The sequence below is a fragment of the Bacillus sp. X1(2014) genome (assembly GCF_007678255.1).
Window position 1 is genome coordinate 19,027 of sequence record NZ_VEED01000007.1, and the last position, 25,573, is coordinate 44,599.

Genomic DNA, 25,573 nt, shown 5'->3' on the forward strand with positions numbered 1-25,573 from the left:
AACTGGATCGTAAATCAAATTGGGTAAACCATGGTTTTGGTTGAATTTTTAAAATTCAATCACAATGTTGATTTTATATCTTGAATCTTTTACACTACTGTTAAGTGGTTAACACAAATAAATTTTTTTACACCTAAATGTAAGCGCTAACAAATAATTACATCTAAGTCATAACACTGTATTAATTACATATTTCCTAGATTTACAGTTTTATGGATTAGATTTCACCATTTCAATTAGGAGTTGATTAGTTGGCAATCTTGTTTGAGAGTGCTATCAATTGGGATTCTTGCTTACAGTTTGGTACTAGGCAATTCTTCAAAGAGAAAGCATCTATTTACCAGCAAGGTACGATAGGGGATGGATTTTATTATATCCAAAAGGGATTAATTAAAGTGACTACTACCACTTCGATTGGAAAAGAGCGTGTATTAAACATCGCCATTCCTGGGCAGATATTAGGCGTTCAAGCGATGGACCGTCAGCCCCATTTTACAACAGCAACGGCGGTAAATGACTCCATTCTTTATTTTTTCTCTTGTGAACATTTTCAAAAATTAATTAAGGCACAGCCCTCCATCCTTAATATTTTTATCAAAACCGTCATACATAAAATGCACATCCTAGCTGATAAAATATATTTGGACAATCTCACACCCGAGCAACAATTGGCGGTGATTCTTCTAAATATTTGTTATGAATTTAAGAATTATGAAGTCCCTCTCTCACAACAAGACCTTACAAAATGCACTGGTTTAACGAGAATCACCTTATATAAGATTTTAAAACAATGGAAAGAAGAAGAAATCCTTGAAATCCATAAGAAAATGTTTTTTATAAAAAAACCGGATGAATTAAAAAAACTTCTTGGTAAGGTGTTGTAATGAAAAATCTCCGTTATTCTTGGCGACCGTTTTTAAAATACGGAAAAAAACTTGAGGTAGAAGAAAATGAAATCGTGTACCATCAGGGCAGTGAAGGCAAGGGCTTTTTCTACTTATCTAGGGGTGGTATAAAGATCACTCTCCTTTCACATGAAGGTGTAGAGCGAACGGTGAATTATGTTCCAGAAGGTATGTTATTTGGGGAACATGGAGCTAGAAATGAGCCCTATTTAACCTCTGCCATCTCAAACTGTCAATCTGAAATCTATTTTTTCTCTGATGAAGCCCTAGTGATGATTTGTAAAGAACATCCTGAGGCAGCATGTATTTTTACAAATTCATTAATCTATAAATTTAGGATTCTGGCCGAAATTATTGCCTTTCTTAATTCGCCTATAGAACAGCAAATGGCTCATTTCCTTTTAAAACTGGTAAGTGAAAATGGTAATTTTTCAATTGACCAAACATCGTTTGCTCGCTACATAGGTACCTCGCGAATTACGGTAAATAAAATACTTAACAAGTGGAAAAATCAACAATGGATCCAAATCTCAAACCGTACGATCGACATCCTTGAAATCGATCGATTAAAAGAACTTAGAGACTCAGGTGCGATAAACATTTTAAACTTGGATGTATTAATGTTATCCAATTAAGTTTAAGGAAAAAAAAAAGCAGGAGCCATTATTAAGGTTCCTGCTTCCTTTTTTAAAAGATTCACTTTAATATATTTAGCTACATAGTTGATTTATTTTAATATGTGATTTTGAAGTGGAACTAGCTTAGATTCCTTGATACCTTCTAGCACTAGTCTCGCTATTTTATTGGCCCCGGTCTCCTTAAAATGTGTGTTGTCCTGAACACCATTTGGATAGTTCTTGTTTTCCCCAGGTTCTAGCCAAAGAAAAACTTCCTTCGTCCTATCGGGCCCAAGCTCTTGAAACAATCCCTTGCTTTTGGCAGTAAGGTCAATCACAGCTACATGTTCTTCCATACCAAGTTCCTTCATAGCTTTTGGATACTCACCATGTGAATTACGTAACCTGCCTTCATTGGAAAAGCTCCTTCGTTCTACGGGTGTAATAAGTACAGGAATAGCTTGTTTGGCACGCGCCCCGTCAATATATTGTTTTAAATAGATTTTATATGTAGAGTTCGGTTCAGTATAACGGCTCGGATCATTAATTTTTTCGTCATTATGACCAAATTGAATAAAAAGGTAATCCCCCTTCTTAATCTGCTTCAAGATGGATTCGAGTCGCCTTTCAGCAATAAAACTTTTTGAACTCCTACCTGGTGTAGCAGTATTTTTCACCACAATGGTATCATCGAAATAGCGATGAATAAATTGTCCCCAGCCTGCTCGAGGTGCAAATGAACTTGAATAATCAGAAACAGTTGAATCACCTGCTAGATATACTGTTATACGGTTTTTGTGGGGGTATTCATTATTTTCCATTTTTGCAAAGCCATTTATTGATATCAATCCAAAAACTATTAATAGCAAGGTTGCCAGTACTATTTTCCCATTAATTTTTTTCCGCATACCACCACTCCTTGATGTTAACCTCTAGGTATATTATATCGGTGATTACGTACCGATTATGCATTTTGGGTGACTTTATTCATTCGAGTGCCCCCCCTAAATCAGGAAAAAAATTATTGGCGACCAGTCCCATCAAAATGAAGGGTTCCAGTCGCCAAACGAGGAGGATCCATTTCTTGTACCTTTAGAACCTATTTCAGATTGATACTATGTCTAAATTGATCATAATCTGTTTTTATGAAATGAAACGCCGTTGCATTGCCGCCATGATCGGGGTGTGTTATTTTTAAAAGTTTTTTATACTTTGTTAATACCTCTTTATCGCTCGCCATTTTTGATAGACCCAATTTTTGACGATAATCCATGGTTATAGAAGCAGAAGGAGGAGGAACGTCGTCAGCTTGATCAGATTTTTGGTTCCCTTTAAATACTTCACCTTTTAACTTTAGCAATTCATTCGTCAACTCAATATTCTCTTTTAGCAACTTCTTAGTTTCCCTTTGGAATTCACTTTTCTCTTTTTCCAGTTTCATCATATCTTTTTTTAATATGTCTATTTGCTGAATTAAACTAGCGACTGAGGTCTGATGCAGATGTTCAATTCCCTTTATATGCTCATCCTGTGCATTTATTTTTACTTTTAATTGACGGATTATCATATCCTGGTCAGAAGTACGATTAGGTAATCGTTTGGAAGCCGATTCTTTTAGCGGATAGGTAGGTTTCTGAATTCCACTGCCCACTTTTTCAATCTGTCCCTCTCGCAGCATACGGCGTACAATTTGAACAGCGGTGCTATCGGCTACTCCTGCATCCTTTAATAAATGAAAAGCTTGATCTGTATTGTTAAGTATGTATCCATTATCCTGTCCTGAGCCTTTATAGGTAATCTTTCTTTCACGAAACCAACGTTTAACGGTTTGAATACTAGTATCTTCAGTGACACCTGCTTCTATTAACAACTCAAAAGCTTGATCTGTGTTCAAAATATTCCCCTTCATTCCCACTTTTTTATCATTATTTTATATGAGTAAATTTATAAAGTGAATGGATAAAAGAGACTATCATTTTCGACATAAACCACCATCAATGGTCACGATTAACTATATAATTCAATAAATGTTTTAAAAAAGGAATATTGCGCGGTACCTCTTGCAATGCTTCCATCGCCTGACAATAATGTTCCCACATTTCCCTTCTAGCCTCATCAGAACCTAGGATAGACACAAAAGTCGAGTTGTTGTTTTCTGCATCTTTGCCAATTGGTTTTCCTAATAAATTCGTATCCCCTTCAACATCAAGCAGATCATCCTTTATCTGGAACGCAATCCCGGCATGATGGGCGAACTTTTTTAAGGCGGCTATTTCGGACTCCTTCACTTGGGCAAGAATAGCGGGCATGATCAGCGATGCTTCGAATGCTAAACCAGTTTTATAAAAACACATTGTATTTAATTGTTCCAGGCTCAATTGTTTCCCTTTAGAATCCAAATCCATGGCTTGACCCTTACACATAACTGCCGTCATCTGAGCCGAATAGTGGATTAATTGAAGTACAACCTTGGAATCAAATTGGTCAAGAGATGCTTGTTCCTCAATAGCTTTCTGAGTCAAGAAGAGGCCCGTTAATTCCGCGATAGAAACGTTAAATACTTGATGCAGGGTTGGACGCCCTCTACGGGTAGAGGCATTATCCTGCGATGGCAAATCATCGAAGATTAATGAAGCCGTATGCAAATATTCTAATGCTTTCAAAAGCGGCACGATGGCTGACTTATTTAGTCCATATTCGTTTACTCCCATAACCCAAGTCATGATTGGCCTTAATCGCTTCCCGTCACCTTCCAGACTGTAATTGGCAGCATCAATAAGCGGCTCAACATCCTCGGTCTTCGGGATTTTTAAGATGTGGTTGATTTCCTTGCGAATCGTTTCAACCGTATCTTTAAAGATTTCCTGCTCGTTCCGTTGATTCCTCAACGTTGTTATCATATGATCTCGAAGAAGTTTATCAAAGAAATCAACATCATCCGCTTTACGTACCATCTTTTGAATGACACGATTGAATGTAGGATTCCCATAAGCAAAAAGCTTCATCACGTCGTTATATCTATCGGTACCCATACGTTCTTTATAGCGCTTAAGGCCGTTTATTGCTCGGTCGAGAATCACCTCTATAGCCTTGCTATCTGAGTGATAAACCTGATGGATCAGATTAGAAATAACTGTCCAATATAATTCAAATGGGTTAATCAGATCTGTACGCTGATCATGATATTTTAAATAATAGGTATAGGGCGTTACCCTGCCATCTTTCAAGTCTTCATACATATCAGCAAAATCATCAGCAAGCTGGTTATATATACCGTAATAGAATGTGCGATTATCGAAGCCTTCATCCTCTGGGGCATTAATTACCGAGCGAACAATCAATCGAGATGAAGAGGATTTTAAAATGACTGGGATGTATAGTTCTTCATTTGTATAATTAGGATTGGATAAATCCTTTATACGGTCAACTTCCTGAGAATGAAAAAACACGTAGGCCTGCTCGAAAAATTTATTTCTCGTTTCTGGTCGCAGACGAGATGTTATGTACTCAAATGCATCGCGGAGTTCGGAATGAATATATCGGATCAGGTTCACGTTTTTATCCGGCCAATCACCTAATTTAGGCACGATTCCTGTAATTAGGCTGGTACGTATCAAATTGGAATATTGTTTTTCCTCTTCTATGGATAAGATTCCTGCATCAAGAAGGTCGTCAATAAAGGGGTAGGTCAAACCATAGGAATACCCCAGTCTGATCGCATCAGCAAGTTTTTGCGAACGCTCTTCAGCGGATAACTCATCACTCATCTCTTCCATTTCATTCATGAGTACCCCGGCGATGATTTTAATGAGCTTTCGCTCGGCGTTTGCGGCATCCATCCCGTTTGGAATATTATCAGACACAGTCTTTAGTTTGTTAAATAACCAGATCAACGTGGATTCGATGCCCTCTTTTTGTGCCAAACGGTATAACCCCGCCATACTAAACATCTCATTTTGGGTAGTTCGTTCTGGCGTACCAGAATAGATTAGTTGATTTTTCAAACTGTCAACGACACGTTTGACCCTGTTCTGTGTCTCTGGAGAATCCAAGGCTTTTCCCATATCGCGCATGAAAATATAAGAAATACTTCGATCTAAGTAATTATCTAGTTTACCAGTGTAATTGAGCCATTGGATATAATTGTGATAAGCGCGAGAATCAGGTTTTCCCTTTCCTCGTGAAAAGAAGGATAATAGCGAATGATGACGAATATGGTTACGTTTCCAGGAGTAGATATCTTTTGAGAGTGTCTCGACATAGGTCTTTTCCATTACCTGTTTATAAAGGGAATGAAAATAATGAGCAGCTTTTTGCTCAGCCATCTCATAGCTTATATTTGCAGTTTTTATTAACTCCTCATTCATACATTCATTACCCTCTTCTTAAGATTGATTGTTTATTCTTTTTAACTATCAAACTATTCTCATTATATTTAATGTTATAGAGTTTAACAATATAGTATGTCAACAACAAGACCGTTTAAATAAATAAACGGTCTTCACAAAGTTAAAATAAAATTTTCGATAAAAATACAACTGTGGTTACTGTAATCCCGCTAAATAAAGTAGATAACAAAACAACTTGTGCAGCGTATTCTGGATGATTTCCATATTCTAAAGCGAAAAGTGCACTGTTTCTTGATGTAGGAAACGAGCTTGCTATAAATAACGCCTGTGCCGTAGAGCCATCCAGTTTTAAAGATAAAATGATGATGAATGCGATGGTAGGCGATAGGATTAAACGACCAAATAAACTTAGAAAAAGCGGCAAGGAGAAACGACTTATTTTTAAATAAGCACTTTGTGCCCCTAATGTAATTAGCGCCACTGCCAAAAATGCATTGGAAGTATTGTTTATTGGAGTCCATAGAAAAGTTGGGATATTAATATGATACATATGGAGGAACAATCCTAATAAAAAGGCATATATGACGGGGTTTTTTAGAAACTCCTTCATTGCTTTCAATCCATTTTGATCAGCAGAAACAGAATTCAGTAAACCATAAGTGTAGGTTAGCAAATTCTGAAAAATCATGACGACAATCTGTATGGATGCACCCAATGGATTATGTTGAAAAACAAGTTGACTGACAGGTAAACCAAAGTTTCCAGAATTATTTAGGACCACGCTATTTTTAAAAGTGGAAGACAGACCATTGTCAAATTTCGCCACTTTAGATATTAGACTACTTATGATCATTAAGCTTGAACATTGTATTACTAAGAAGCCAAGAATATGCAAAAGTGTTTCTCCGCCAACATTATTTTGATAAATATTTACAAAACTGACACAGGGCATGAGAAAATAAGTATTTAGCTTTGATAAAGTGTTCATATCAAACTTAAATTTTCGATGAAGAAAGACACCTGCTCCTATTAAAATAAAAACAGGCAAAATGACATTTAATACAATAAGAAAGAATACTTCCATAAAACTCTCCTTTATTCTACTCCCTTAAAATCAAATTTAGTCCAAAAACTCTTATTCGAGTCTTTGGACTATGAATTAACTGTTAGATTGGAATAATTGACAATAGAACCGCAACTAATATCATCACTGCTGTTGATCCGCATGCCCATTTTAGAAAAGTACGCTGCAGATCGCCGAAATCTTCTCCAACCATACCAACTAATAAATAAGTGGACGGTACTAAAGGGCTTAATAAATGAACTGGTAATCCTAATAGTGATGCTCTTCCAATCATTGCTGGATCAATTCCATACACACTTGCAGCTTTAGCAAGCAATGGGAGAACTCCATAATAAAAGGCATCATTGGACATAAAGAATGTAAATGGAGCACTGGCTATTGCTGTAATGAGTGCAAAATGGGAGCCTAGAGCATCGGGAATATGAGTAATCATTGTATGTGCCATGGCATCCACCATTTTCGTTCCTGAAAGAATACCCGTAAAAATCCCTGCAGCAAATACCATCGAAACAACAGATAATGCGTTATCCGCATAGTGCATGATTCGTTCTTTTTGTTCACTTATATTTGGATAATTAAGCGTAATCGCAATGGCAAAACCTATCATAAACAATACAGTAGAAGGCAGTAATTCTTGGATTAATGCAACTAAAAGTAGAATGGTTAATAGATAGTTTACAAGTATTAGTTTTGGACGTTTCAGATAAGCATCCTCAGAAGTAGCTGCCATCATAGCCATCGTGCTATAATCTATTTCTAAAACTCCAACACGTTTACGCTCTTTTCTACCAAGGCAGTATGCCATAAATAATACAAACAACACGCCGCCGATCATACTAGGGATTACCGGTGTAAAGATATCCCCCATTTCAAGATGCAGTGCTGTCATTGCTCTAGCAGTAGGCCCTCCCCATGGAAGAAGGTTCATTACACCTGAAGAAGATACAGCAATTCCGGCAAGGACCAAAGGTCTCATACCAATGCGTTTATACAATGGAAGCATCGCTGAAATGGTGATCATATATGTAGTCGTTCCGTCACCATCAAGGGAAATTATTAAGGCAAGTACTGCTGTTCCAATCGCTATTTTTACAGGATCCCCTTTTACTACTTTTAAGATTGTCGAGATGATCGGATCAAATACGCCTGCATCAATCATAATTCCGAAAAAGAGAATAGCAAAAAGAATCATAATTCCTGTTGGTGCTACGCTTTTTATCCCCTCAAGCGCCATTGGTCCCATTTCTTTTCCAAAACCACCAATTAACGCAAATACAACCGGCACCACCATTAATGCAATCATCGCTGATAGACGTCTTGTCATAATAAGTATCATAAAAATAAAAATCATTAAAAATCCTAAAATTGCCAGCATCATTTTACCCCCTTTTGTTTGTAAATTAATAATAATCTAAATATTCCAGAGTGAAAACGTTTCCAAAATAAAGTTATTATCGTACATTATTCTATATTTTGTTCATTTAGTTCACGGCAATCTTAACATGCAAAAAGGATGCCAATTAGCATCCTCACTTAACCGAATAATATTTTCTTTCCGGCCTTCCAACAATTCCATACACCACTTCCGCTTTTGCCTCTTTTATGGAGGATAGATATTCTAGATATCTTCGTGCTGTAATTCGGGAAGCACCGATTTCCTTTCCCACTTCTTCAGCAGAAAGACCCTTTTCTTTAAATTGTAGTGCGTTTTTCACCTTTCCAAGGGTAATTTCATCAATTCCTTTAGGTAATCCTGTAGCCTTCCCCACCTTTTCAACCTTATTATTTCCGAACAAAAGGTCTACATAATTCTGGTCTACGGCTTGTCCTGACGATAGAAGGGAGTATTTTTTTATATATTCTAAGATCACTTCGTCAAATCTTTCCCTATTTACAGGTTTAATTAAATAATTTTCTACTCCGTAGCTTAGTGCTCTTTCAATGAAAATCTTATCAGTCGCAGCTGTGACCATAATGATACTTATTTTTGGGAAACGCTCTCGGATGATCGGAAGCAAATCAGACCCAAGCATGTCTGGCATATAGACATCAAGAATCAGTAAGTCGGGATTTTTCTCCTGTAACAGTTCGAGTGTTTGTTCTCCATTTAATGACTTTCCAACCACTTCGATTTCTTTAAACTTATTTAAAAATTTCTCATGGATATCGGCTATTCTGAAATCATCTTCTGCAATTGCGACTTTTATCCTATTCAAGTTTTGTCACTCCTCTCGAATTCCTTCGGCAGGTATACGGTAAAGACAGTTCCACTTTCCTGGGTACTCTGCACCTCAATCATACCATTCATTTCTAACACAGCATCCTCTGCATTGGAAAGACCAAATCCCCTCGGCTCGGCCCCTTCTTTAGATGTAAACCCTCTTGAAAATAGGAGTGGAATTTCTACATCCGTTATTCCTTTCCCATTATCCGCAATCTCAAATATGATATCACTGCCAATATCTGTAGCGAAGAATTTTACCGTAGGAGAATCCATACCATAGACAGCTTCAAAGGCATTGTCAATTAAGTTTCCAAGAATCACAATTAAGTTCGAAAGCTTAAAATGGGGTGGCAATTCCTTTAAAAAGCTATCAGATACGATCTCAAACTTTATCTTCTTTTCGGAAGCCTTACCCAATTTTCCTAAAAGAATAGCTTGGACTTTCGTGTCTTTGATATGGTTAAAAACAATCGAATTCTGAAATTGCAACACCTGTGTTTCAGATTGGAGCATTTCAATTGCTTGTTTATTTTCTCCTAGCTGAAGCAGTCCTAATAACACATATAATTTATTGGTGTATTCATGTGTTTGTGCACGAAGATCTTCCGAATAGCTATTTACTTCTGATAGGGTATTTAACATTTGTTCAATTTCGGTTTTATCTCGAAAAGAAGCGACCACTCCACTTATTTCAGCCCCTTCAAAGAGGGGAGTACAGTTGACAATAACAGTTTTATCTTTCCAGACCATTTCTTTATCAACTTGTGGATTTCCCGATTTTAAAACTTCATATAAATAATCAGAAGGAAACAGCCCATCTACTTTTATATGCCGAACCGACCCATTTATTTGTAATAGTCTCTTTGCAGGCTGATTCATCATCGTGATGTATCCCTCTTTATCAATAGCTAAAATTCCTTCTTTCACTCCATGAAGCACAGCATTCTTTTCTTTATAAAGTGCTGCAATTTCAAACGGTTCTAGTCCCAGGGTATCTTTGCGGATATTTTTTCCCAGCAGGATACTTCCAAATAGAGAAACCAAAAATGCAAATAGTGAAACAAGAAGTACCTTGGTAAGATTATTCATAATTTGCTGATGGATATCTTCAAGCAGAAATCCTACAGAAACGATTCCGATTACTTCACCCTTTTTGTTAAAAATAGGAGATTTACCTCTTATTGAAGGGCCAAGTGACCCCTTTGCCTTAGAGACATAATATTCCCCTTGCTTAATTGCCCTTTGGTTATCTCCGCCCTTCATTTTCTTTCCAATCATCGATGGTAAAGGATGCGAAAATCTTGTCCCCTCTTTGTTTCCGATGACAACAAACTCAGCACCGGTTTCTTTTCGAATCTTCTCTGCTAAGGGCTGTATTGTTTTGGATGGATCACTAGTTTGAAACGCAGAAATGATCGTAGGTATAAATGAAACCGTTTTTGAAATTTCCAGCGCCATCCTGCCCCTGTTTTCCTCTATTTGTTTACTTTCCATATAACTGAAAAATACTGTAAGCAGAAGGATTAAAAATAGTCCTAGTAATAGAACGAGCCCAAATATTTTTATCTGCAGCGATATTTTTTTGGATTTCAGGCAGCATTCCCCCCTGTTGAACTTCATAGAATCGCACAAACTTCATTATATCCTTTTATAACTCAGAATTCTTTCTGGAAACATACCTTTTACTAAAAATAAAAAAGTACCCCTTCGAAAGAGGTACTTTGATTCATCAACTATTTTAATGTAGTAGCCACTGTACTTTCAGGTGATGTTACTTTATCATAAAAATCTACGAATTTATCTCGCTCAGCACTATCACGGTAAGCCATGGCCACACGTGGATGTTCATTCAGTACACCTGAAACCATATAGGGAATAATATAGCCCCACTCCCACTTTTCACGCATTTCAAGCATGTGCTTCTCAATGACTCCAAGTACTGGTTTAATTTCATAGCTTGATTTTTGGATGTAGCTAACGAGAAGTTCAGTGTTACAGTTGCCAGCTGCCCGTCCCATGCCATATACAGAAGAATCCAGGAAGGTAACCCCATTACGAAGTGCAGTTAAGGTATTGGCAAAGGCTAACTGCATATTGTTATGTGTATGGATTCCCAGTTGTTTGTTCGGAATCATCTCTTTGAACTTTTTCACTTGATGCTCAATATCCACAGGATCTAAGCTGCCAAAGGAGTCAACGATATAGACAACATCGACAGGACTTTCCTTCACCAATTCGAATGCTTTAATCAGCTGTTGTTCAGGGACACTTGATAGTGCCATAATGTTAAGGGAAGTCTCATAACCCAAATCATGGAACATTTGAACAAGTTCTAAGCCCTTATCTACTTCACGGATATAGCAAGCCACTCGAATCATATCTAAAACACTTTGTTCACGTGGAAGAATATCATTGGGATCTACACGCCCAATATCTACTAAAGCTGATAGCTTGGTGAACTTTTTCACAGGGATAATTTCTTTCAAGAAGTTATCATCTAGAAATCTCCATGGGTTGGGCTCGGTCGCGTTAAGAAGTTTAGGAGAATTTTTGTAACCAATCTCCATGTATTCAACACCTGAAGCACTTAGGCCTTCATACAAGTCCTGAACAAATTCGACACTGAAATCCCAATTGTTAACTAATCCTCCATCACGAATGGTACAGTCTAATATTTTACTACGGTGTTCCATGATAGTATTTCCCCCTGTAAATTTCACTTTTTCAATATTATTTCATACTTTTATACTTTTAAGTACTAAAATTTCTTATTGTGTTTATAACACGGTTTATCCGTAAGTGTCAACCTATTTTTCGGAAAATTCGTAAAACCGACGTATATTACGAAAACATTTGAATCTTATATTATTTAAACATCTTCCCTGGATTTAATATTCCAAGTGGATCAAACTGGTCCTTTATCATTTTCATTAGATGTATAGAACTAGCATGTTCTTTATATAGGTAGTCGATCTTCCCAAGCCCAATTCCATGTTCACCTGTCGCTGTTCCGCCACAATCAATCGCATAGTCTACAATTTTTTGATTTACAGTATGTGCCTTATCGGATTCAACGGGGTCATTAGGATCAATCATAATTAATGCATGAAAGTTTCCATCCCCCACATGCCCTACGATGCCGCCAATCAAACCATACTTTTCAAGTAACGAACTTGCATGAGAAATGGCATCCGGAAGTTTAGATAATGGTACACACACGTCCGTACTCATATTTTTCTTCGCTGGATAACCATGTTTAAAGGCATATGCAAGGGTATGACGTGCCTCCCACAACTTCGCTTTTTTCAAAGAGTCTGTTTCAAATTCAAACTGAGAACAACCCTCTAAATCTGCTAATTCTTTTGCAAATTTAACATCGGCCTTTATCCCTTCTTCATTTCCGTGGAACTCCATAAATAGAGTTGGCTGCTCAGGGTATTTCGTTTCGTTATGTATATTTACTTGTTTCATAGAACGAGCATCTACAAGTTCAATACGGGCTATGGGAATGCCTGATGAGACCATAGCATTCGCGGCCTTAATCGCATGATCGACAGAAGGAAAGACGGCTCTGCATGCAAGTGTCGCTTCCGGAATTCCAAAAACTTTTAAAGTGATTTCAGTAAAAACTCCTAATGTTCCTTCTGAGCCAACAAATAAAGGTGTTAAATTATACCCTGAAGAAGATTTGGCTGCTAATCCGCCCAGGTTTACTATTTCTCCATTTGCTAAAACTACCTCAATACCTCTAACTACATCTTTCATGGCACCATATTTAACGGTGGTTGTCCCTGAGGCATTCGTACTCGTCATCCCGCCAATCGTCGCGTCTGCACCAGGATCAACTGGAAAAAAGAGACCATACTTTTTAAGTGCTTTATTTAATTGTTTTCGAGTCACACCTGGTTGTACCTTTACAAGTAGATCGTTCTCCCGTACTTCAATAATATGATTGATCAACTGAAAATCCATTGAGATCCCACCTGAAACTGGGATTGGGTGGCCTTCAAGGCTAGAACCTACACCAAAAGGAACTACAGGTATATGATACTTGTATGCTATTTTCATAATCTCCGAAATCTCTTGCTTATTTTTTGGAAAAACTACAATATCTGGTTTCACAGGTTGATGATAGGATTCATCCTTGCTGTGATGTTCTAATATCGTTGGATTTTCACTGATTTGTTCTATTGGAAGCAGGTTTCTCAAAGCTTGTTTCCATTCCAAGGGTTATACATCCTCTCTTTGTAAGTAATTATAAATCATTATTACTCTTTTATTCTTTTTTTACAAACTATTCGCAATTTCCTGCCAACTCCTAACCTTTAGAACATGCAAAAAAGTCACCTAATAATATTAAATAGGTGACTACAAGGTTCTTATTGAGACTATTCTACTTATCGTCTTGATATATGTACATCAAACAGTTTACATTAAAATAATGCCTTTAGGTAATTTTACTGATGTCAGAATTTCTAACTCTGTTAATCTCTGAAAAGCATAGGATGACCCGTGTAATAGGTTATTATCTAGGTATGCCGGGTGACACATCACTTCCACAGTCATGCCATCTTTAAAACGTTCTTTCAACTTCGTAAAATAATTTGGTTTGACACCTTCACCATAGAAATCGAACAATGATACGTCTGAGAAAGAGTCCACACCATCAATGGGATCGAACCCATTCTTCCTTACTGGCAGTTTGAATTTTGCTGATAATCTCTTAATCACTGGATTTAATTCTTTTAAGGTATGAACATGGTGATGGCTATCAAGATGAGTTGGTTTAAGTCCAGTACCGATAAATTGTTCGATCTGAGCAGTCCACTCTCTTTCCAGTTCATCTAATGAAATTACTGTAGGGTTAAATGTAGACAAGGATTTAAAATGACCAGTATCATCAACCAATGAAGGTACATTGTCAACTAATGGTTTCCCACATGTTAGGACAAGGTGAATCCCTACCCGTAAATTTGGATATTTTCTTGCCAATTGAATGGCATGTTCAGTCCCAGGCATGGTCATCATCATCGTGGTTGAATTTACAATCCCATACATATAACTGTCGATGATACCATGGTTTACACCATGGCTAAATCCAAAGTCGTCCGCGTTAACAATTAATTTAATCATGATTTAATCACCTTAATGATTTTTTTGCAAAACACAAAGCATCATCCTAATGAGAAATATAGCTTTGTCATTCTTGAATTATGGTTTGATCTTAATGAACTGAGGTAAATATTCCTTATGTGCTTCGAGCATTTCGTCCAAAATGACTTTTGCCACACGATCGCTTGGTACAAAAGGATTTATTGTCATGGCCAGTAACGCTGTTGCATAATCACCACTAATTGCCGCTTCAATCGCTACCCTTTCATATGATTTCACTTGTTGAACAAGTCCACGAACTTGTATCGGTAAATCGCCCACAGCAATAGGTTTCGGCCCATCCTTTGTAATGATACAGCTGAGTTCTACAGCGGAATCAAAAGGGAGACTTGAGATTGCTCCCCTATTTACGGTGTTTACTGCCTGGATGTCACGTTTGTCCGTATACATCGAGTGTATGAGCCTTACAGCTGCATCACTATAATAGGCGCCGCCTCTCATTTCTAATTGAGGCGGCTTAATGGCTAAATTAGGGTCTCTATACAACTCAAATAGCTCGTCTTCTAGTTTTTTAACGACTTCAGCACGTGTCCCGCCTTCTTGATAATTTTTCAATTCTTTTTCAAGCATGTCCCCTGATTTATAATAGTAATTATGATACGGGCATGGAAAAACATCTAACGCTCGGAGGAACTCTGGCTCCCAACCCATGGCATGAATGTTTTGCATGGTAATGCTTTTCTCTGGATCATTAATTAAGTTAATCACCTGATCCTTAACCGATACACCATCAACAAAAACATTTAATCCGTAAACCATGTGGTTTAATCCTGCAAAATCAATTCTAACTCTATGAGGTTTTACTCCTAATAGTTTTGCAACGCCCATTTCCATTCCAATAGGCACATTACACAAACCTACCACTCTATCAATATTACTAAAACGAAGGACAGCCTCTGTGACCATCCCGGCAGGATTTGTAAAGTTTATGAGCCAGGCATTCGGGCAAACCTCTTCCATTTCTCGGCAAATATCAAGAATGACTGGAATGGTCCTTAGTGCTTTAAATAAACCTCCAGGTCCATTTGTTTCCTGGCCAAGTACACCGTGTTTCAATGGAATACTCTCATCCTTCATACGTGCTTCAAGCAAACCAACGCGAAATTGAGTGGTTACGAAATCCGCAGACTTTAACGCTTTTTTTCGGTCTAACGTCAAATAGATTTTAATTGGAACTCCTGCCTTTTCAACCATTCTTTTTGCAAGATCACCGACAATTTCGAGCTTTTCTTTGCCTTCTTCCACGTCGACCAACCATAATTCACGGACTGGCAATTCATTATAATATTTAATAAATCCCTCAATAAGTTCGGGGGTATAGCTCGATCCCCCGCCTATCGTTACGATTTTTAAACCGTCTTTCATTTTAAAACACCTCTTGTTGAATTTTATCTACATATTTAAGCTATCAGTAGGTTGGGATGATGTTTCACCCTTTTCTCTTCTTGCGTCTATTCGTCCCTGAGCGATAACAAAAGGCAAATAAATGGCGACAGAAATGACTAAATTCACTAATGCTAAAATTGCACCTGATACATGCCCGCCAGTTGCAAGTAATCCTCCTACAATCGCAGGAGTCACCCATGGGATATCAGCAACAACTGGATGAACCAAACCTAAACTAATAGATGTATAGGCTATTATGGTCATGATGATTGGTCCTAGTATAAACGGAATGAACCAGATGGGGTTCAATACAATTGGCAATCCGAAAAGAATAGGTTCATTGATTTGAAATACCCCAGGAGGAGTACCTAACGCAATTAATTGCTTATTACGCTTGCGGCCAGCGATAAACATCGCAACTAGTAAACCTAAAGTTGCACCAGAACCCCCAAGATAAACAAAGGCATCCAAGAATGACCCTGAAAGAATGTGGTATTTTCCTAAATCCTCTACACCTTGTGCATACATATTGACATTTTCTTGTCCCAGTTTGGTCATTAAAGGAGTTGTAATTCCTCCAAGAATGTTTGGACCATGAAGACCAAGGATCCAAAATCCATGGACCAAGAATACGATTAAAATAGCAAACAGCATCGAATCTACTGCACCTGTAAGCGGTGAAACGAGTACTCTATTAATCCAATCGTTTAAATAAGCGCCATCACTAATAAATTTGCGTAATATAAGTCCGAACAACCCGATGGTAAAGATGGTTGCCATTCCTGGAAGAAGCTTTGCAAATGAACGAGATACTGCTGGTGGAACTCCATCAGGCAATTTAATGATCAAAAACTTGATTTTAGCTAGGCGAACAAAGATTTCTGTCGAAACAATCGCAACAATAATACCAGTGAAAAGGGCTGTAGCATTGAAATAATTCCAGCCAATAAATCCCCATGCTCCACCGGTGACTGCCTCGCCACCTTCTGGAGTAATTGATACATTGGCAACTTGAGGAATCAGAACAAAGAAGGCTGCACCTGCTACAAGCATCGCTTCGAATCCATCGTCACCGTAAGACTTTGCCAATTTATTCGCAATCCCGAAAACAGCAAATATCGTCATAAAAGCGAGGGTGCCCCACCATATATCTCCCCCCAATGTTGTCCACGTTTCACCGAAAAGAGAGATCATTAATTTTTCATAATATTTTCCAATACCAGGTACTTTTCCTAGATTGTTTAATAACACGGCTAACGAACCAATCATCGTAATCGCGATCATTCCCACCAAAGCATCACGGATAGCAAGAAGATGCCTGTTGTTTCCAAGCTTATTTGCGAAAGGCATAATAAATTTATCAATAAAATTCATCATGTGAACTACACCCCTTTAATTAAATTTATAGCCTGTTTTAAAACCTCTTCTCCATTACAAAGACCATAATGCTGGGGGTTAATAGAATCTACCGGAATACCCTGCTTTTCTCCTGCTTTTTTAAGCTGAGGCAGCATGTAGCGAACTTGTGGACCAAGGAGCAGTACATCTGCTTTATTAATTTGGTCATTTATTTCAGTAGAACCAACTGCCCAAATTTCACAATTGATTCCCTGAGATTTGGCACTTACCTCCATTTTTGAAACCAATAGACTTGTAGACATACCTGCGGAACAGCATAATAAAATCTTCATTCATATCCCCCTTATGAAAGCGATTACATTCTTTAATCATATTGTAAATACAATTCAAACAATTTGCAATACAAATTTCATGAATTTGTTACTTGTATGATAATTTGTTATTACAAATTGGTGTATTGTATTTTTTTAGTCCATTTAAGCTGCTTTTTTGTTATTCTATAAGTATTGAGGGGGAAAACCATTATGTTAGAAGAAGGGAAAGACGGAAGTGCTCTGCACCTTAAAGTAAAAGAAGCAATCATTCAATTGATTAACGAAGGGGAATATAAACCCGACTCACAGCTGCCTACTGAGGCAGAATTTTGTGAGAAATATGGAGTAAGTAGGACAACCATACGAAATGCATTACAACAACTAACTTTGGAAGGTTATGTCTATCGTAAACGGGGAAGTGGAACATTTGTCTCCGCAAACAAAGTAAAACAAATATTGACAACAACAGTTGAACACTTTTCGAGTCAAATTTCCATGCAGGGAAAGAAACCATCAATCAAAGTATTACAATTAGAAGTTATACCTGCCGATGAATATCTTAGCGAGCAATTAAAGATTCAAGAAGGAGAACCAGTTAATGCGCTAGAGCGGATACGTTATGTAAATGAAGAGCCAATCCAATTTGAAATTGCCTATTTACCCTGGTATAAAACCCCGGCTTTAAATAAACATGGTTGTGAAACGTCATTATATAAACTATTGGAAACCCAATTTAGTTTAAAAATAAACAAGACAATTGAAAACCTTGAATTGTTTATTGCCGACCAAGAGGCAGCTGAAAAACTGCATATCCGTGTTGGTGACCCTTGCTTTGTGCTTGATACCTTTGCTTATCTTCTTGATGGTTCGATTATTGAATATTCGAAAACCATCTATCGTGGGGATATGGCTCATTTTGTCATTGAAAGAAATTACTAATGATGAATAGTAAAAACAGAAGGTTTTGGTACCTGCTGTGCATTCGAATCTGCAATCGAGAAAAAGAGAAGCCAATAAATCGGCTTCTCTGATCTTTCTTTTATTAAGGGGTTTCTCCTCTTTTAATTCTAATTAAACTCAAATTCAGTAGAGAAATAGAATATTTGGCATAGGTTTTCTTACTTTAGGTTATCTTGGGTAAAAGAATAATAAATTCTGTCCCCATCCCCTTTGCACTGTTCACATGAATTTTACCTTTGAAAGAACGGACAATTTGAAAACTTACCATCATTCCTAGTCCTGTCCCACTTTCCTTTAAGGAATAAAACGGAGATCCAAGCCTAGCAATTTGTTCTTTTGTCATTCCGATTCCTTGGTCCTTTATGCTTATCTTTATATTTCCATCATCGGTTGAAGTACATGTAATCCAAACAATTCCACCATTCGGCATAGACTCTATCGCATTTTTTAAAATATTAATCAAAGACTGGTTTAATTTTTGAGGATTAACATAAATCCAACAACCATCAAAAAAATCAGTTTTAATTTCAACATTATAGTTTAGGGAGTAGCTTTGTATAATATTTACTACGCGATGTAACTGATTTCCAACATTGATTCTTTCGTGGTGATTTATGGCGGGTTTTCCAAAAGTTAAAAAATCATTGATAATTTCATTGGCGCGATCTAGCTCTTCAATGGATAATTGGATATATTCCTTCTTTTTACTAGGCAAATCAGGTTCGTTTAGAAGTTGCAGAAAGCCACGTGTCACTTGCATCGGATTTCTAATTTCATGAGCGAAAACACTTGTTAACTCACTTATCACTCGTAATTTCTCCGAGTTTTCCATCTCTAATCGCATCTGGTGAATCTCCCTAATTGTTTCAGTTAGGATAGTGAAGAACAAAGTAACTACCACCGCGAAGACAAGATGAATGATCTGTACTTTCAAATACTCTATGGAAAAACCTCTGAGAATACCAAAAATAGTAAGCCCAATAAGACAGTAGTAAAAGGCAAGACCAACTGCCATTTTAACCCTTCTATCTTTTTTCGAACTCGCAAACGATTTTTGAAAAAACAAGATAACAGGCAGTGAAAATAATAAGACAAATATAGTATTATAAAATCCAACACTGATCCCAAAATAAAGTCGATAAAGAATGATAAGAGCCGAAAGAAAGATACCGGGCCAAACTCCACCGTAAAGGGTCCCTAATAAGAGAGGAATAATTCTTAACTCTATACGAGCATTTTGACCAAAATCCACTGGAAAGGACATGCAAAATAATATAGATATTCCCCACAAAATAGACATGATTACGTTTCTATTTTTACTACTCTTTACCCACTCCGTAATAAATGTATAGTAAGTAAATATGGGAATGACCATAATTGTTAGTTGCAGCAAAAAATCCTTGATTATACTCATGTTTGTTACCTTTCATATTCTATTATAAATCTGAATCTTGCAGAGTAATTTAATGTTATTGATTCTGTTACATTCCTTGTTGCACTTACATTACCTTTTTTACCTTTCTTATTGAGTCCATTTTATCATGATAATTTACTTTTTTTCTATAATCCAATTTAAAGTTGAGAAAAGGGATTTAGTTCATTCCAAAGAAAAAGAGGCACAAATCAAAAGTGATTCGTGCCTCTTGCATAATGAGGTTTTTTATTGTAATTTACACTACTTTAGAAAATGTTTTGTTTTGCTCTAGAGTAGTAGTTTCTCCTTTTTTCAAACTAATCATTGCAATAAAGGAGATACAGTAGAGTAAAGCTAGATATCCCATTGCCGCCGTAACATTAGCATGCTGCAGGATATATCCTACTAAAATAGGAGATAATCCCCCTAATGCTCGACCAAAGTTAAAGATTGTGTTGGTTGCTGTGCTTCGAATTTCTACTGGATAGAAACTGCTTATTAATGCCCCATAACCCGCAAACATACCATTAGAGAAAAATCCGACGATTGCACCTCCGATTAATAAACCGGCACTCCCTGACGCAAAGGCATATAAAAAGACAGCGACAGCGGAAGCGAATAAGAAGATTCCATATGAGCGTTTCATTCCAAAGCGATCGATAAATTGTCCAAATGTTAACATCCCTGCGATCATACCAGCTGCAGTGCTAATCGTCCAAAGGGCCGAATTTGAAACGGATAATCCTTGGGATTGTTGCAGCATCGATGGGAGCCAAATCATCAAACCATTATAACCGGCAATTTGGACAGTTGCCATGACTGCTAGAGCAATGGTTGTTACTGAAGTTCTTGGAGTCGCAAACAATTGCTTTAGTTTCCATTCCTTAGGTACCAATTGTTTTTTCTTATTTGCAGCTAGCCACTCAGGAGATTCGTCTAATTTCTTTCTTACGATAAAGGCGAATATAACAGGAACCAATCCTATGAAAAACAAACCTCTCCATCCCCATGAAGGAAGGATAATTGCGCTTAGGAGAGCTGCGAGAATTACACCGTATTGTGCACCGATGCTCACATAAGAAGAAGCCCGTCCTTGTTTATTCTTTGGCCATGCTTCAGCCACAAGGGCCATTCCAATTCCGTATTCCCCGCCAGCACCCAAGCCGGCAATAAACCGAAAGATGTAAACTTGCTCAATATTTACGGCTAGACCGGTTAACGCGGTACCGATAGCAAATAGGATAATTGTATAAGTAAATATTTTAACTCTCCCAAATTTATCTGCTAATATGCCGAAAATGACTCCCCCAGCTAGCATTCCTAGATTTGTAATAGAAGAAATGAGCCCTCCTGCCACCATATCAATATGAAACTGAGCTATAATCATCGACATGGCAAAGGAGATGAACATGATATCCATGCCCTCTAATGTTAAACCTGCTACTGATGCGACTACTGTTTTTCTGCGATAATCCATTTCTGTCGTTCTCCTTTCAAGCCTCACAGGACTATGATTAAAAGATAGTTGGCAAAAATAAAATGCCCTTTCATCCAAAGGACAAAAGGGCATTCATATACGTAACAAAGTATATATGAAGTTTACTTTCGCCTTTTTGGCCTCTCTGGACCAATTTAAAGGAATTTAATTTCATCTAATAGTAACATGATAATATTTATGTGACAATAAGAAATAACTAGTAGAGTCTTTTAAGGAATAGAGGCATCACATTATTCCCTCCTACTAAATGATTCACTGAGATTATTTAAAGTATATAGTCTGCCCGTCAACAGAAATAGGTCATTGTAATGATTTTTTACGTATTCGTCAATAATCTTAAGCCCTTTTATAAATTGATCCACTAAATAATACGTATACTTTTCATCCCAATCAAACTTATTAATTCGAATCAATTCATCTGCTAGGATCTGAAACTTATACTCTTCAATAAAAAGTTTTATTTGATACAATTTATCCAGTGTAAACCTGTTGCTGTTTTTATTGACATGACATTTTTGAACATATGTTATAAACCCATTAATATTCTCAGCAAGCAAATTCGCCTTTTGCATCTCAAACTTCATAACGCCACTCCTCACTGTCTAAAAAAACATCATTATGAAGAGTGTATGTTTTGAGATCTTAGGCTGACACCATTTTTCTTTTTAAATGTATATAAAATGAATAAAAGTATGAACCAAACAGGTGTTAATAATAAAGCTGTACGAGTTGCTTCGGCAAATAGCATTATAAAAAGAATGAGTGTAAATAACGTTAGGACGACATAATTGATAAACGGTGCAAACGGTGCTTTAAAAATCGACTTTTCATGTAAATCTGGACGTGATTTCCTGTAGCGCAAATGACAAATTAATATGATGCTCCAAACCCAAATAAAACAAATCGCACTGATTGTTGTCACGATTCCAAAGGCTTGTTCTGGAATCAACTTACTTAAAAGAGCACCGGCTGAAAGAACAAGTGTGGAAATAAATAATGCGTTACTTGGTACATGGTTTTTATTTAATTTGGCAAATTTAGCAGGTCCCTGATTATGACCACTTAAATTAAACAAGATTCGGCTGGTTGAAAATAATCCGCTATTACATGCAGATGCTGCTGATGTTAGGACAACAAAATTGATAATACCTGCAGCAATTGGAATACCTACTAAGCTAAACGTCTTAACAAATGGGCTATTGGCAGCATTCAATTCTGTCCAAGGATTGATACATAAAAGTATGAATAGGGCTCCCACATAGAAAAATAATATTCGCAGCGGGATTTTATTAATGGCAGATGGAATATTTTTTCTTGGATTAGATGTTTCCGCTGCAGAGACACCGACTAATTCAACACCTACAAATGCAAAGACAACCATCTGAAAAGATAGAAAGAAGCCTGATATTCCATTTGGAAATAGACCACCGTGTTCCCAGAGATTTTTGACTGTAACTGTGCCTGAATCGGTTTGAAATCCAATAAACAATAAAATGATCCCTATTACGATTAAAGCAAGAATGGTAATGACTTTGATGATTGCAAACCAAAACTCTAATTCTCCAAATAGCTTTACGGTTAGTAAATTCAATCCCAATAATAAAATTAAACAGATTAATGCAGGGATCCATTGAGGGATATCGAACCAATATTGCACATAAACCCCGACAGCAATAATATCAGCCATGGCAGTCATGATCCAACAAAACCAATACGTCCACCCTGTCACAAAACCTGCCCATGGTCCAATATACTCTTCGGCAAAATCCGTAAAGGATTGATAGCCCGCATTCGATAATAGCAACTCGCCAAGTGCCCTCATCACAAAAAAGCATGCAATACCAACGATTAAATAAGCTAATATGATAGATGGTCCTGCTAACTGGATTGCTCTTCCTGAACCAAGAAATAAACCTGTCCCAATCGTACCGCCAATCGCAATCAGTTGTACATGTCGATCTTTTAAATCTCGTTTTAATTCTTGTTGTGCCATTTTCATTTCCTCCTTATTTTGCAAAAAATGAGTTGTGAAGAGATGAACATAAGGTTAAATACCATAAAAAAAAGAGATTGGATCAGCTCCAATCTCATAGTCATAAGAATAACAAATAATATTCATCACTCTTTTGTCAGAATAACAAATAAAATACGTACTCTTCTGTCCTTTTGCCTGAGATTATGAACCCTTCGGCGCCGCAGATATCCTGCGGTCTCTCCAGAAGCTGCTCCTGCTATAGTTTGACCCATAGCATTCATAGCTCGCTTATTATTAAATTTTGTATTGAAGAACCAAAGGTTTAAAAATCTCCCACTTAAAAAAGTTATTTACCAATCATCTAAATTCACAAACTACATTATTGTTGAATAATTTCTAATTTTAGTAGTATTCTATCACTTTGTCAATATATATTATGCAGAATCTAAAATCATGAAGGAACAAAAATGAACCCACTCCATCGGAATGGCCATTTTTGTCTTAGTCTCCTAGGACTAGTAAATATTGAATGTGATTGGCTGTGATGGGAGTAATCGCCATAATACGATAACCGATACTCAATAATTGTGACAACGTTTCTGCACAATTTTGACGTGGTGGCTCAATTGGAGCATGGTAACTTTTATAAAGATTTATAAATTGATTATTGTTTGTACAGTGAAGTAAGATCACATGTCGACCGGTCCATGCTTGACCAATCATTGTCTGTGGTTGACCTTGAATTTCCCTTTTACTTCTCATATTGAACACCCTCATATATTGATACAATAGATTATGGCAAAAACCTTGTACAAAGTTCTTGAAAAATAAGTAAGATGTAATTAACATTCCTAACACAAAACGATAATTCTATAAGGTGTGGTTTGGGCGGGGATACTTTTTGTGGCTGGTCCATAAATGACAATAAGATCTCTGTTCGCAGGGTTTTTTGTAAAGGGCTGCCCATTTGTTAAAAGTATTTGGGTATATGGAGATATATTTAATCGTAACCGTCCATCACTACTCTCCAATTCACTATTAAAATAATCTACTTTTACATTCTGATATGGGCTATCTTTTACCATGACAAGTGCTGGATATTGTGGAGGGTAAATAAGTAGTGCAGGTGCATTTCCGTCATAATAACCAGTCAAGCGATCTCCTACTGCCACCATTACATGGTCAACAAAATAAGTCGATGGTGAGACCACGAAATTTACTATTGCTCCCGTACCGTTTTCTACAGTTATTAATTTATTACAGCCTTCTCCTGCACCATTTTGTCCTACAAGGTCAGTAATCATGGTGATAGTTCCATGAAATGAAAAAAATTTTGTCATCCTTTTACCTCCTACGATAATATTAATAACTGCCCCACACTAATAGGTACTGCTTAACTTTGTTCCAAAAATCTCTACTGCCAATGATGTGGATATAAATTGAGTTCCATTCCATGTTAAAAGGTTTTCGACATAACCTAATGTATCCGCATTAGACGTACCAATAATCCGTTGAAGAACAAGTAAATCATAACTTAGGCTTTTTAAATTTGTAACAATGGGATATACTGCTGTTGCAGCAAGAACTTCGCCTTTGACTGGCTGTTTTATTTTGCCATTTTCATCATAAAGCTCAGATAGATAATCATACCCCTTGTAACTAATGTCTAGTGTGAAAAGCAAATCTAATGAAGGGCTTCCTACAGTTACTTTATAAAAGTCCTCATAATTGACTTTAAAGGTATAACTTTTATTATATTTTTCAACATCAAACAATAGGTGGGGGATATTATTTCTGAGGGAGTAAATATAGAAAATACCGTATCCTCCGCTTCCACCAGTTTCAATACTTACCAAAATATCCAATACATTATCATTAGAAAAATCCCCCAGAAAGAGCTGAGCATTGTATCCAGCATTATGTTGAAGATTAATAGTTGAAATCCGTTTCGAACGCCCATCTTGAATGATGAGTGTAATTTGATCAGCGAAGATTTCAGTTTCACCGTTTTTTCTTCCATATAGATAGACGTAATCCACTATACCGTCACCTGTAACATCACCTTGCCTCATATCAAGCAACACAATGTTTCCAGAATAAGTATCATGACCATAGGTTTGTGCTTGAAATTGCCTGTACAAATAGATCCCCCCTGCAAACATTTGCATTTACTTGATTTACCATATGCAGGTAAATGCCTATGTGACACCAATAGGTCATGAAAATGATCTGTTTACCGAAAAATAAATACACTTTTACGAAAGTACAAGATGATAGGTAAATGACTTATGAATAGGATGATGTGAGTTTAAATGT

The 25,573-nt window shown here is 36.9% G+C and carries 24 protein-coding genes and 1 riboswitch; of the genes, 3 read left to right on the forward strand and 21 right to left on the reverse strand.

The window, feature by feature from the left end; all coding sequences use genetic code 11:
- Positions 1-251 precede the first annotated feature (251 nt).
- On the forward strand, positions 252-884 hold the full coding sequence (locus tag FS608_RS14705; RefSeq protein ID WP_144552220.1) for a Crp/Fnr family transcriptional regulator: 633 nt from the start codon (positions 252-254) through the stop codon (positions 882-884).
- On the forward strand, positions 884-1,540 hold the full coding sequence (locus FS608_RS14710; protein ID WP_144552222.1) for a Crp/Fnr family transcriptional regulator: 657 nt from the start codon (positions 884-886) through the stop codon (positions 1,538-1,540). Before FS608_RS14705 ends, FS608_RS14710 begins: the two co-directional genes overlap by 1 nt.
- Positions 1,541-1,632: 92 nt before the next feature.
- Here FS608_RS14710 and FS608_RS14715 read toward each other — a convergent pair whose 3' ends face one another.
- The 14 genes from FS608_RS14715 to FS608_RS14775 all read right to left on the reverse strand — a co-directional run bounded on the left by FS608_RS14715 (position 1,633) and on the right by FS608_RS14775 (position 17,428).
- Positions 1,633-2,343, reverse strand: a complete 711-nt coding sequence (locus FS608_RS14715; protein ID WP_144552615.1) for a rhamnogalacturonan acetylesterase — start codon at positions 2,341-2,343, stop codon at positions 1,633-1,635.
- Positions 2,344-2,621: 278 nt separating this feature from the next.
- A complete protein-coding gene (locus tag FS608_RS14720) occupies positions 2,622-3,416 on the reverse strand; it encodes a J domain-containing protein (protein ID WP_144552224.1) in 795 nt (264 codons plus the stop codon).
- Between the two features lie 100 nt (positions 3,417-3,516).
- Positions 3,517-5,889: a polyprenyl synthetase family protein gene (locus tag FS608_RS14725; RefSeq protein WP_144552226.1), complete on the reverse strand. Its 2,373-nt coding sequence runs from the start codon at positions 5,887-5,889 to the stop codon at positions 3,517-3,519.
- A 142-nt stretch (positions 5,890-6,031) separates the two neighbouring features.
- Entirely contained in the window at positions 6,032-6,955 is a 924-nt protein-coding gene (locus FS608_RS14730; protein WP_144552228.1) for an AEC family transporter, read from the reverse strand.
- A gap of 82 nt (positions 6,956-7,037) precedes the next feature.
- Positions 7,038-8,330, reverse strand: a complete 1,293-nt coding sequence (locus FS608_RS14735; RefSeq protein WP_144552230.1) for a CitMHS family transporter — start codon at positions 8,328-8,330, stop codon at positions 7,038-7,040.
- Positions 8,331-8,484: 154 nt separating this feature from the next.
- Positions 8,485-9,171: a response regulator gene (locus FS608_RS14740; protein ID WP_144552232.1), complete on the reverse strand. Its 687-nt coding sequence runs from the start codon at positions 9,169-9,171 to the stop codon at positions 8,485-8,487.
- A complete protein-coding gene (locus FS608_RS14745; RefSeq protein WP_260871691.1) occupies positions 9,168-10,673 on the reverse strand; it encodes an ATP-binding protein in 1,506 nt (501 codons plus the stop codon). The genes FS608_RS14740 and FS608_RS14745 overlap by 4 nt, the downstream gene beginning before the upstream one ends.
- Complete coding sequence (locus FS608_RS31270; RefSeq protein ID WP_260871692.1) at positions 10,663-10,818, reverse strand: hypothetical protein; 156 nt, start codon at positions 10,816-10,818, stop codon at positions 10,663-10,665. Before FS608_RS31270 ends, FS608_RS14745 begins: the two co-directional genes overlap by 11 nt.
- A gap of 94 nt (positions 10,819-10,912) precedes the next feature.
- The gene (locus tag FS608_RS14750; RefSeq protein WP_144552234.1) at positions 10,913-11,872 is read right to left on the reverse strand and encodes an aldolase catalytic domain-containing protein; all 960 of its coding nucleotides are present in this window, start codon (positions 11,870-11,872) and stop codon (positions 10,913-10,915) included.
- Between the two features lie 172 nt (positions 11,873-12,044).
- On the reverse strand, positions 12,045-13,406 hold the full coding sequence (locus FS608_RS14755) for an FAD-binding oxidoreductase (RefSeq protein WP_144552236.1): 1,362 nt from the start codon (positions 13,404-13,406) through the stop codon (positions 12,045-12,047).
- Positions 13,407-13,607: 201 nt separating this feature from the next.
- Entirely contained in the window at positions 13,608-14,312 is a 705-nt protein-coding gene (chbG, locus tag FS608_RS14760; RefSeq protein ID WP_144552238.1) for a chitin disaccharide deacetylase, read from the reverse strand.
- Positions 14,313-14,390: 78 nt separating this feature from the next.
- Positions 14,391-15,716, reverse strand: a complete 1,326-nt coding sequence (locus FS608_RS14765; protein ID WP_144552240.1) for a 6-phospho-beta-glucosidase — start codon at positions 15,714-15,716, stop codon at positions 14,391-14,393.
- A gap of 27 nt (positions 15,717-15,743) precedes the next feature.
- Positions 15,744-17,114, reverse strand: a complete 1,371-nt coding sequence (locus tag FS608_RS14770) for a PTS sugar transporter subunit IIC (RefSeq protein ID WP_144552242.1) — start codon at positions 17,112-17,114, stop codon at positions 15,744-15,746.
- Between the two features lie 5 nt (positions 17,115-17,119).
- The gene (locus FS608_RS14775) at positions 17,120-17,428 is read right to left on the reverse strand and encodes a PTS sugar transporter subunit IIB (RefSeq protein ID WP_144552244.1); all 309 of its coding nucleotides are present in this window, start codon (positions 17,426-17,428) and stop codon (positions 17,120-17,122) included.
- Positions 17,429-17,620: 192 nt separating this feature from the next.
- Here FS608_RS14775 and FS608_RS14780 point away from each other — a divergent pair, with 192 nt between their 5' ends.
- Positions 17,621-18,349 (forward strand): GntR family transcriptional regulator, encoded by a 729-nt coding sequence (locus tag FS608_RS14780; protein WP_144552246.1) that lies wholly within the window; start codon positions 17,621-17,623, stop codon positions 18,347-18,349.
- A gap of 184 nt (positions 18,350-18,533) precedes the next feature.
- Here the strand turns inward: FS608_RS14780 and FS608_RS14785 are convergent, their stop codons facing one another.
- The 7 genes from FS608_RS14785 to FS608_RS14815 all read right to left on the reverse strand — a co-directional run bounded on the left by FS608_RS14785 (position 18,534) and on the right by FS608_RS14815 (position 25,398).
- Positions 18,534-19,784, reverse strand: coding sequence for a sensor histidine kinase (locus FS608_RS14785; protein WP_144552248.1), 1,251 nt, complete (start codon positions 19,782-19,784; stop codon positions 18,534-18,536).
- Positions 19,785-20,040: 256 nt separating this feature from the next.
- Positions 20,041-21,261, reverse strand: coding sequence for an MFS transporter (locus tag FS608_RS14790; protein ID WP_144552250.1), 1,221 nt, complete (start codon positions 21,259-21,261; stop codon positions 20,041-20,043).
- Positions 21,262-21,512: 251 nt separating this feature from the next.
- Entirely contained in the window at positions 21,513-21,866 is a 354-nt protein-coding gene (locus FS608_RS14795; RefSeq protein ID WP_144552252.1) for a hypothetical protein, read from the reverse strand.
- Positions 21,867-21,898: 32 nt separating this feature from the next.
- Complete coding sequence (locus FS608_RS14800; protein ID WP_144552254.1) at positions 21,899-23,275, reverse strand: amino acid permease; 1,377 nt, start codon at positions 23,273-23,275, stop codon at positions 21,899-21,901.
- Positions 23,276-23,430: 155 nt separating this feature from the next.
- A riboswitch (glycine riboswitch) is annotated at positions 23,431-23,511 on the reverse strand.
- A 247-nt stretch (positions 23,512-23,758) separates the two neighbouring features.
- A complete protein-coding gene (locus FS608_RS14805) occupies positions 23,759-24,019 on the reverse strand; it encodes a hypothetical protein (protein ID WP_144552256.1) in 261 nt (86 codons plus the stop codon).
- A gap of 89 nt (positions 24,020-24,108) precedes the next feature.
- Positions 24,109-24,597 (reverse strand): hypothetical protein, encoded by a 489-nt coding sequence (locus FS608_RS14810; RefSeq protein WP_144552258.1) that lies wholly within the window; start codon positions 24,595-24,597, stop codon positions 24,109-24,111.
- 39 nt (positions 24,598-24,636) lie between these two features.
- On the reverse strand, positions 24,637-25,398 hold the full coding sequence (locus FS608_RS14815; protein ID WP_144552260.1) for an FG-GAP repeat domain-containing protein: 762 nt from the start codon (positions 25,396-25,398) through the stop codon (positions 24,637-24,639).
- Between the last annotated feature and the right edge of the window lie 175 nt (positions 25,399-25,573).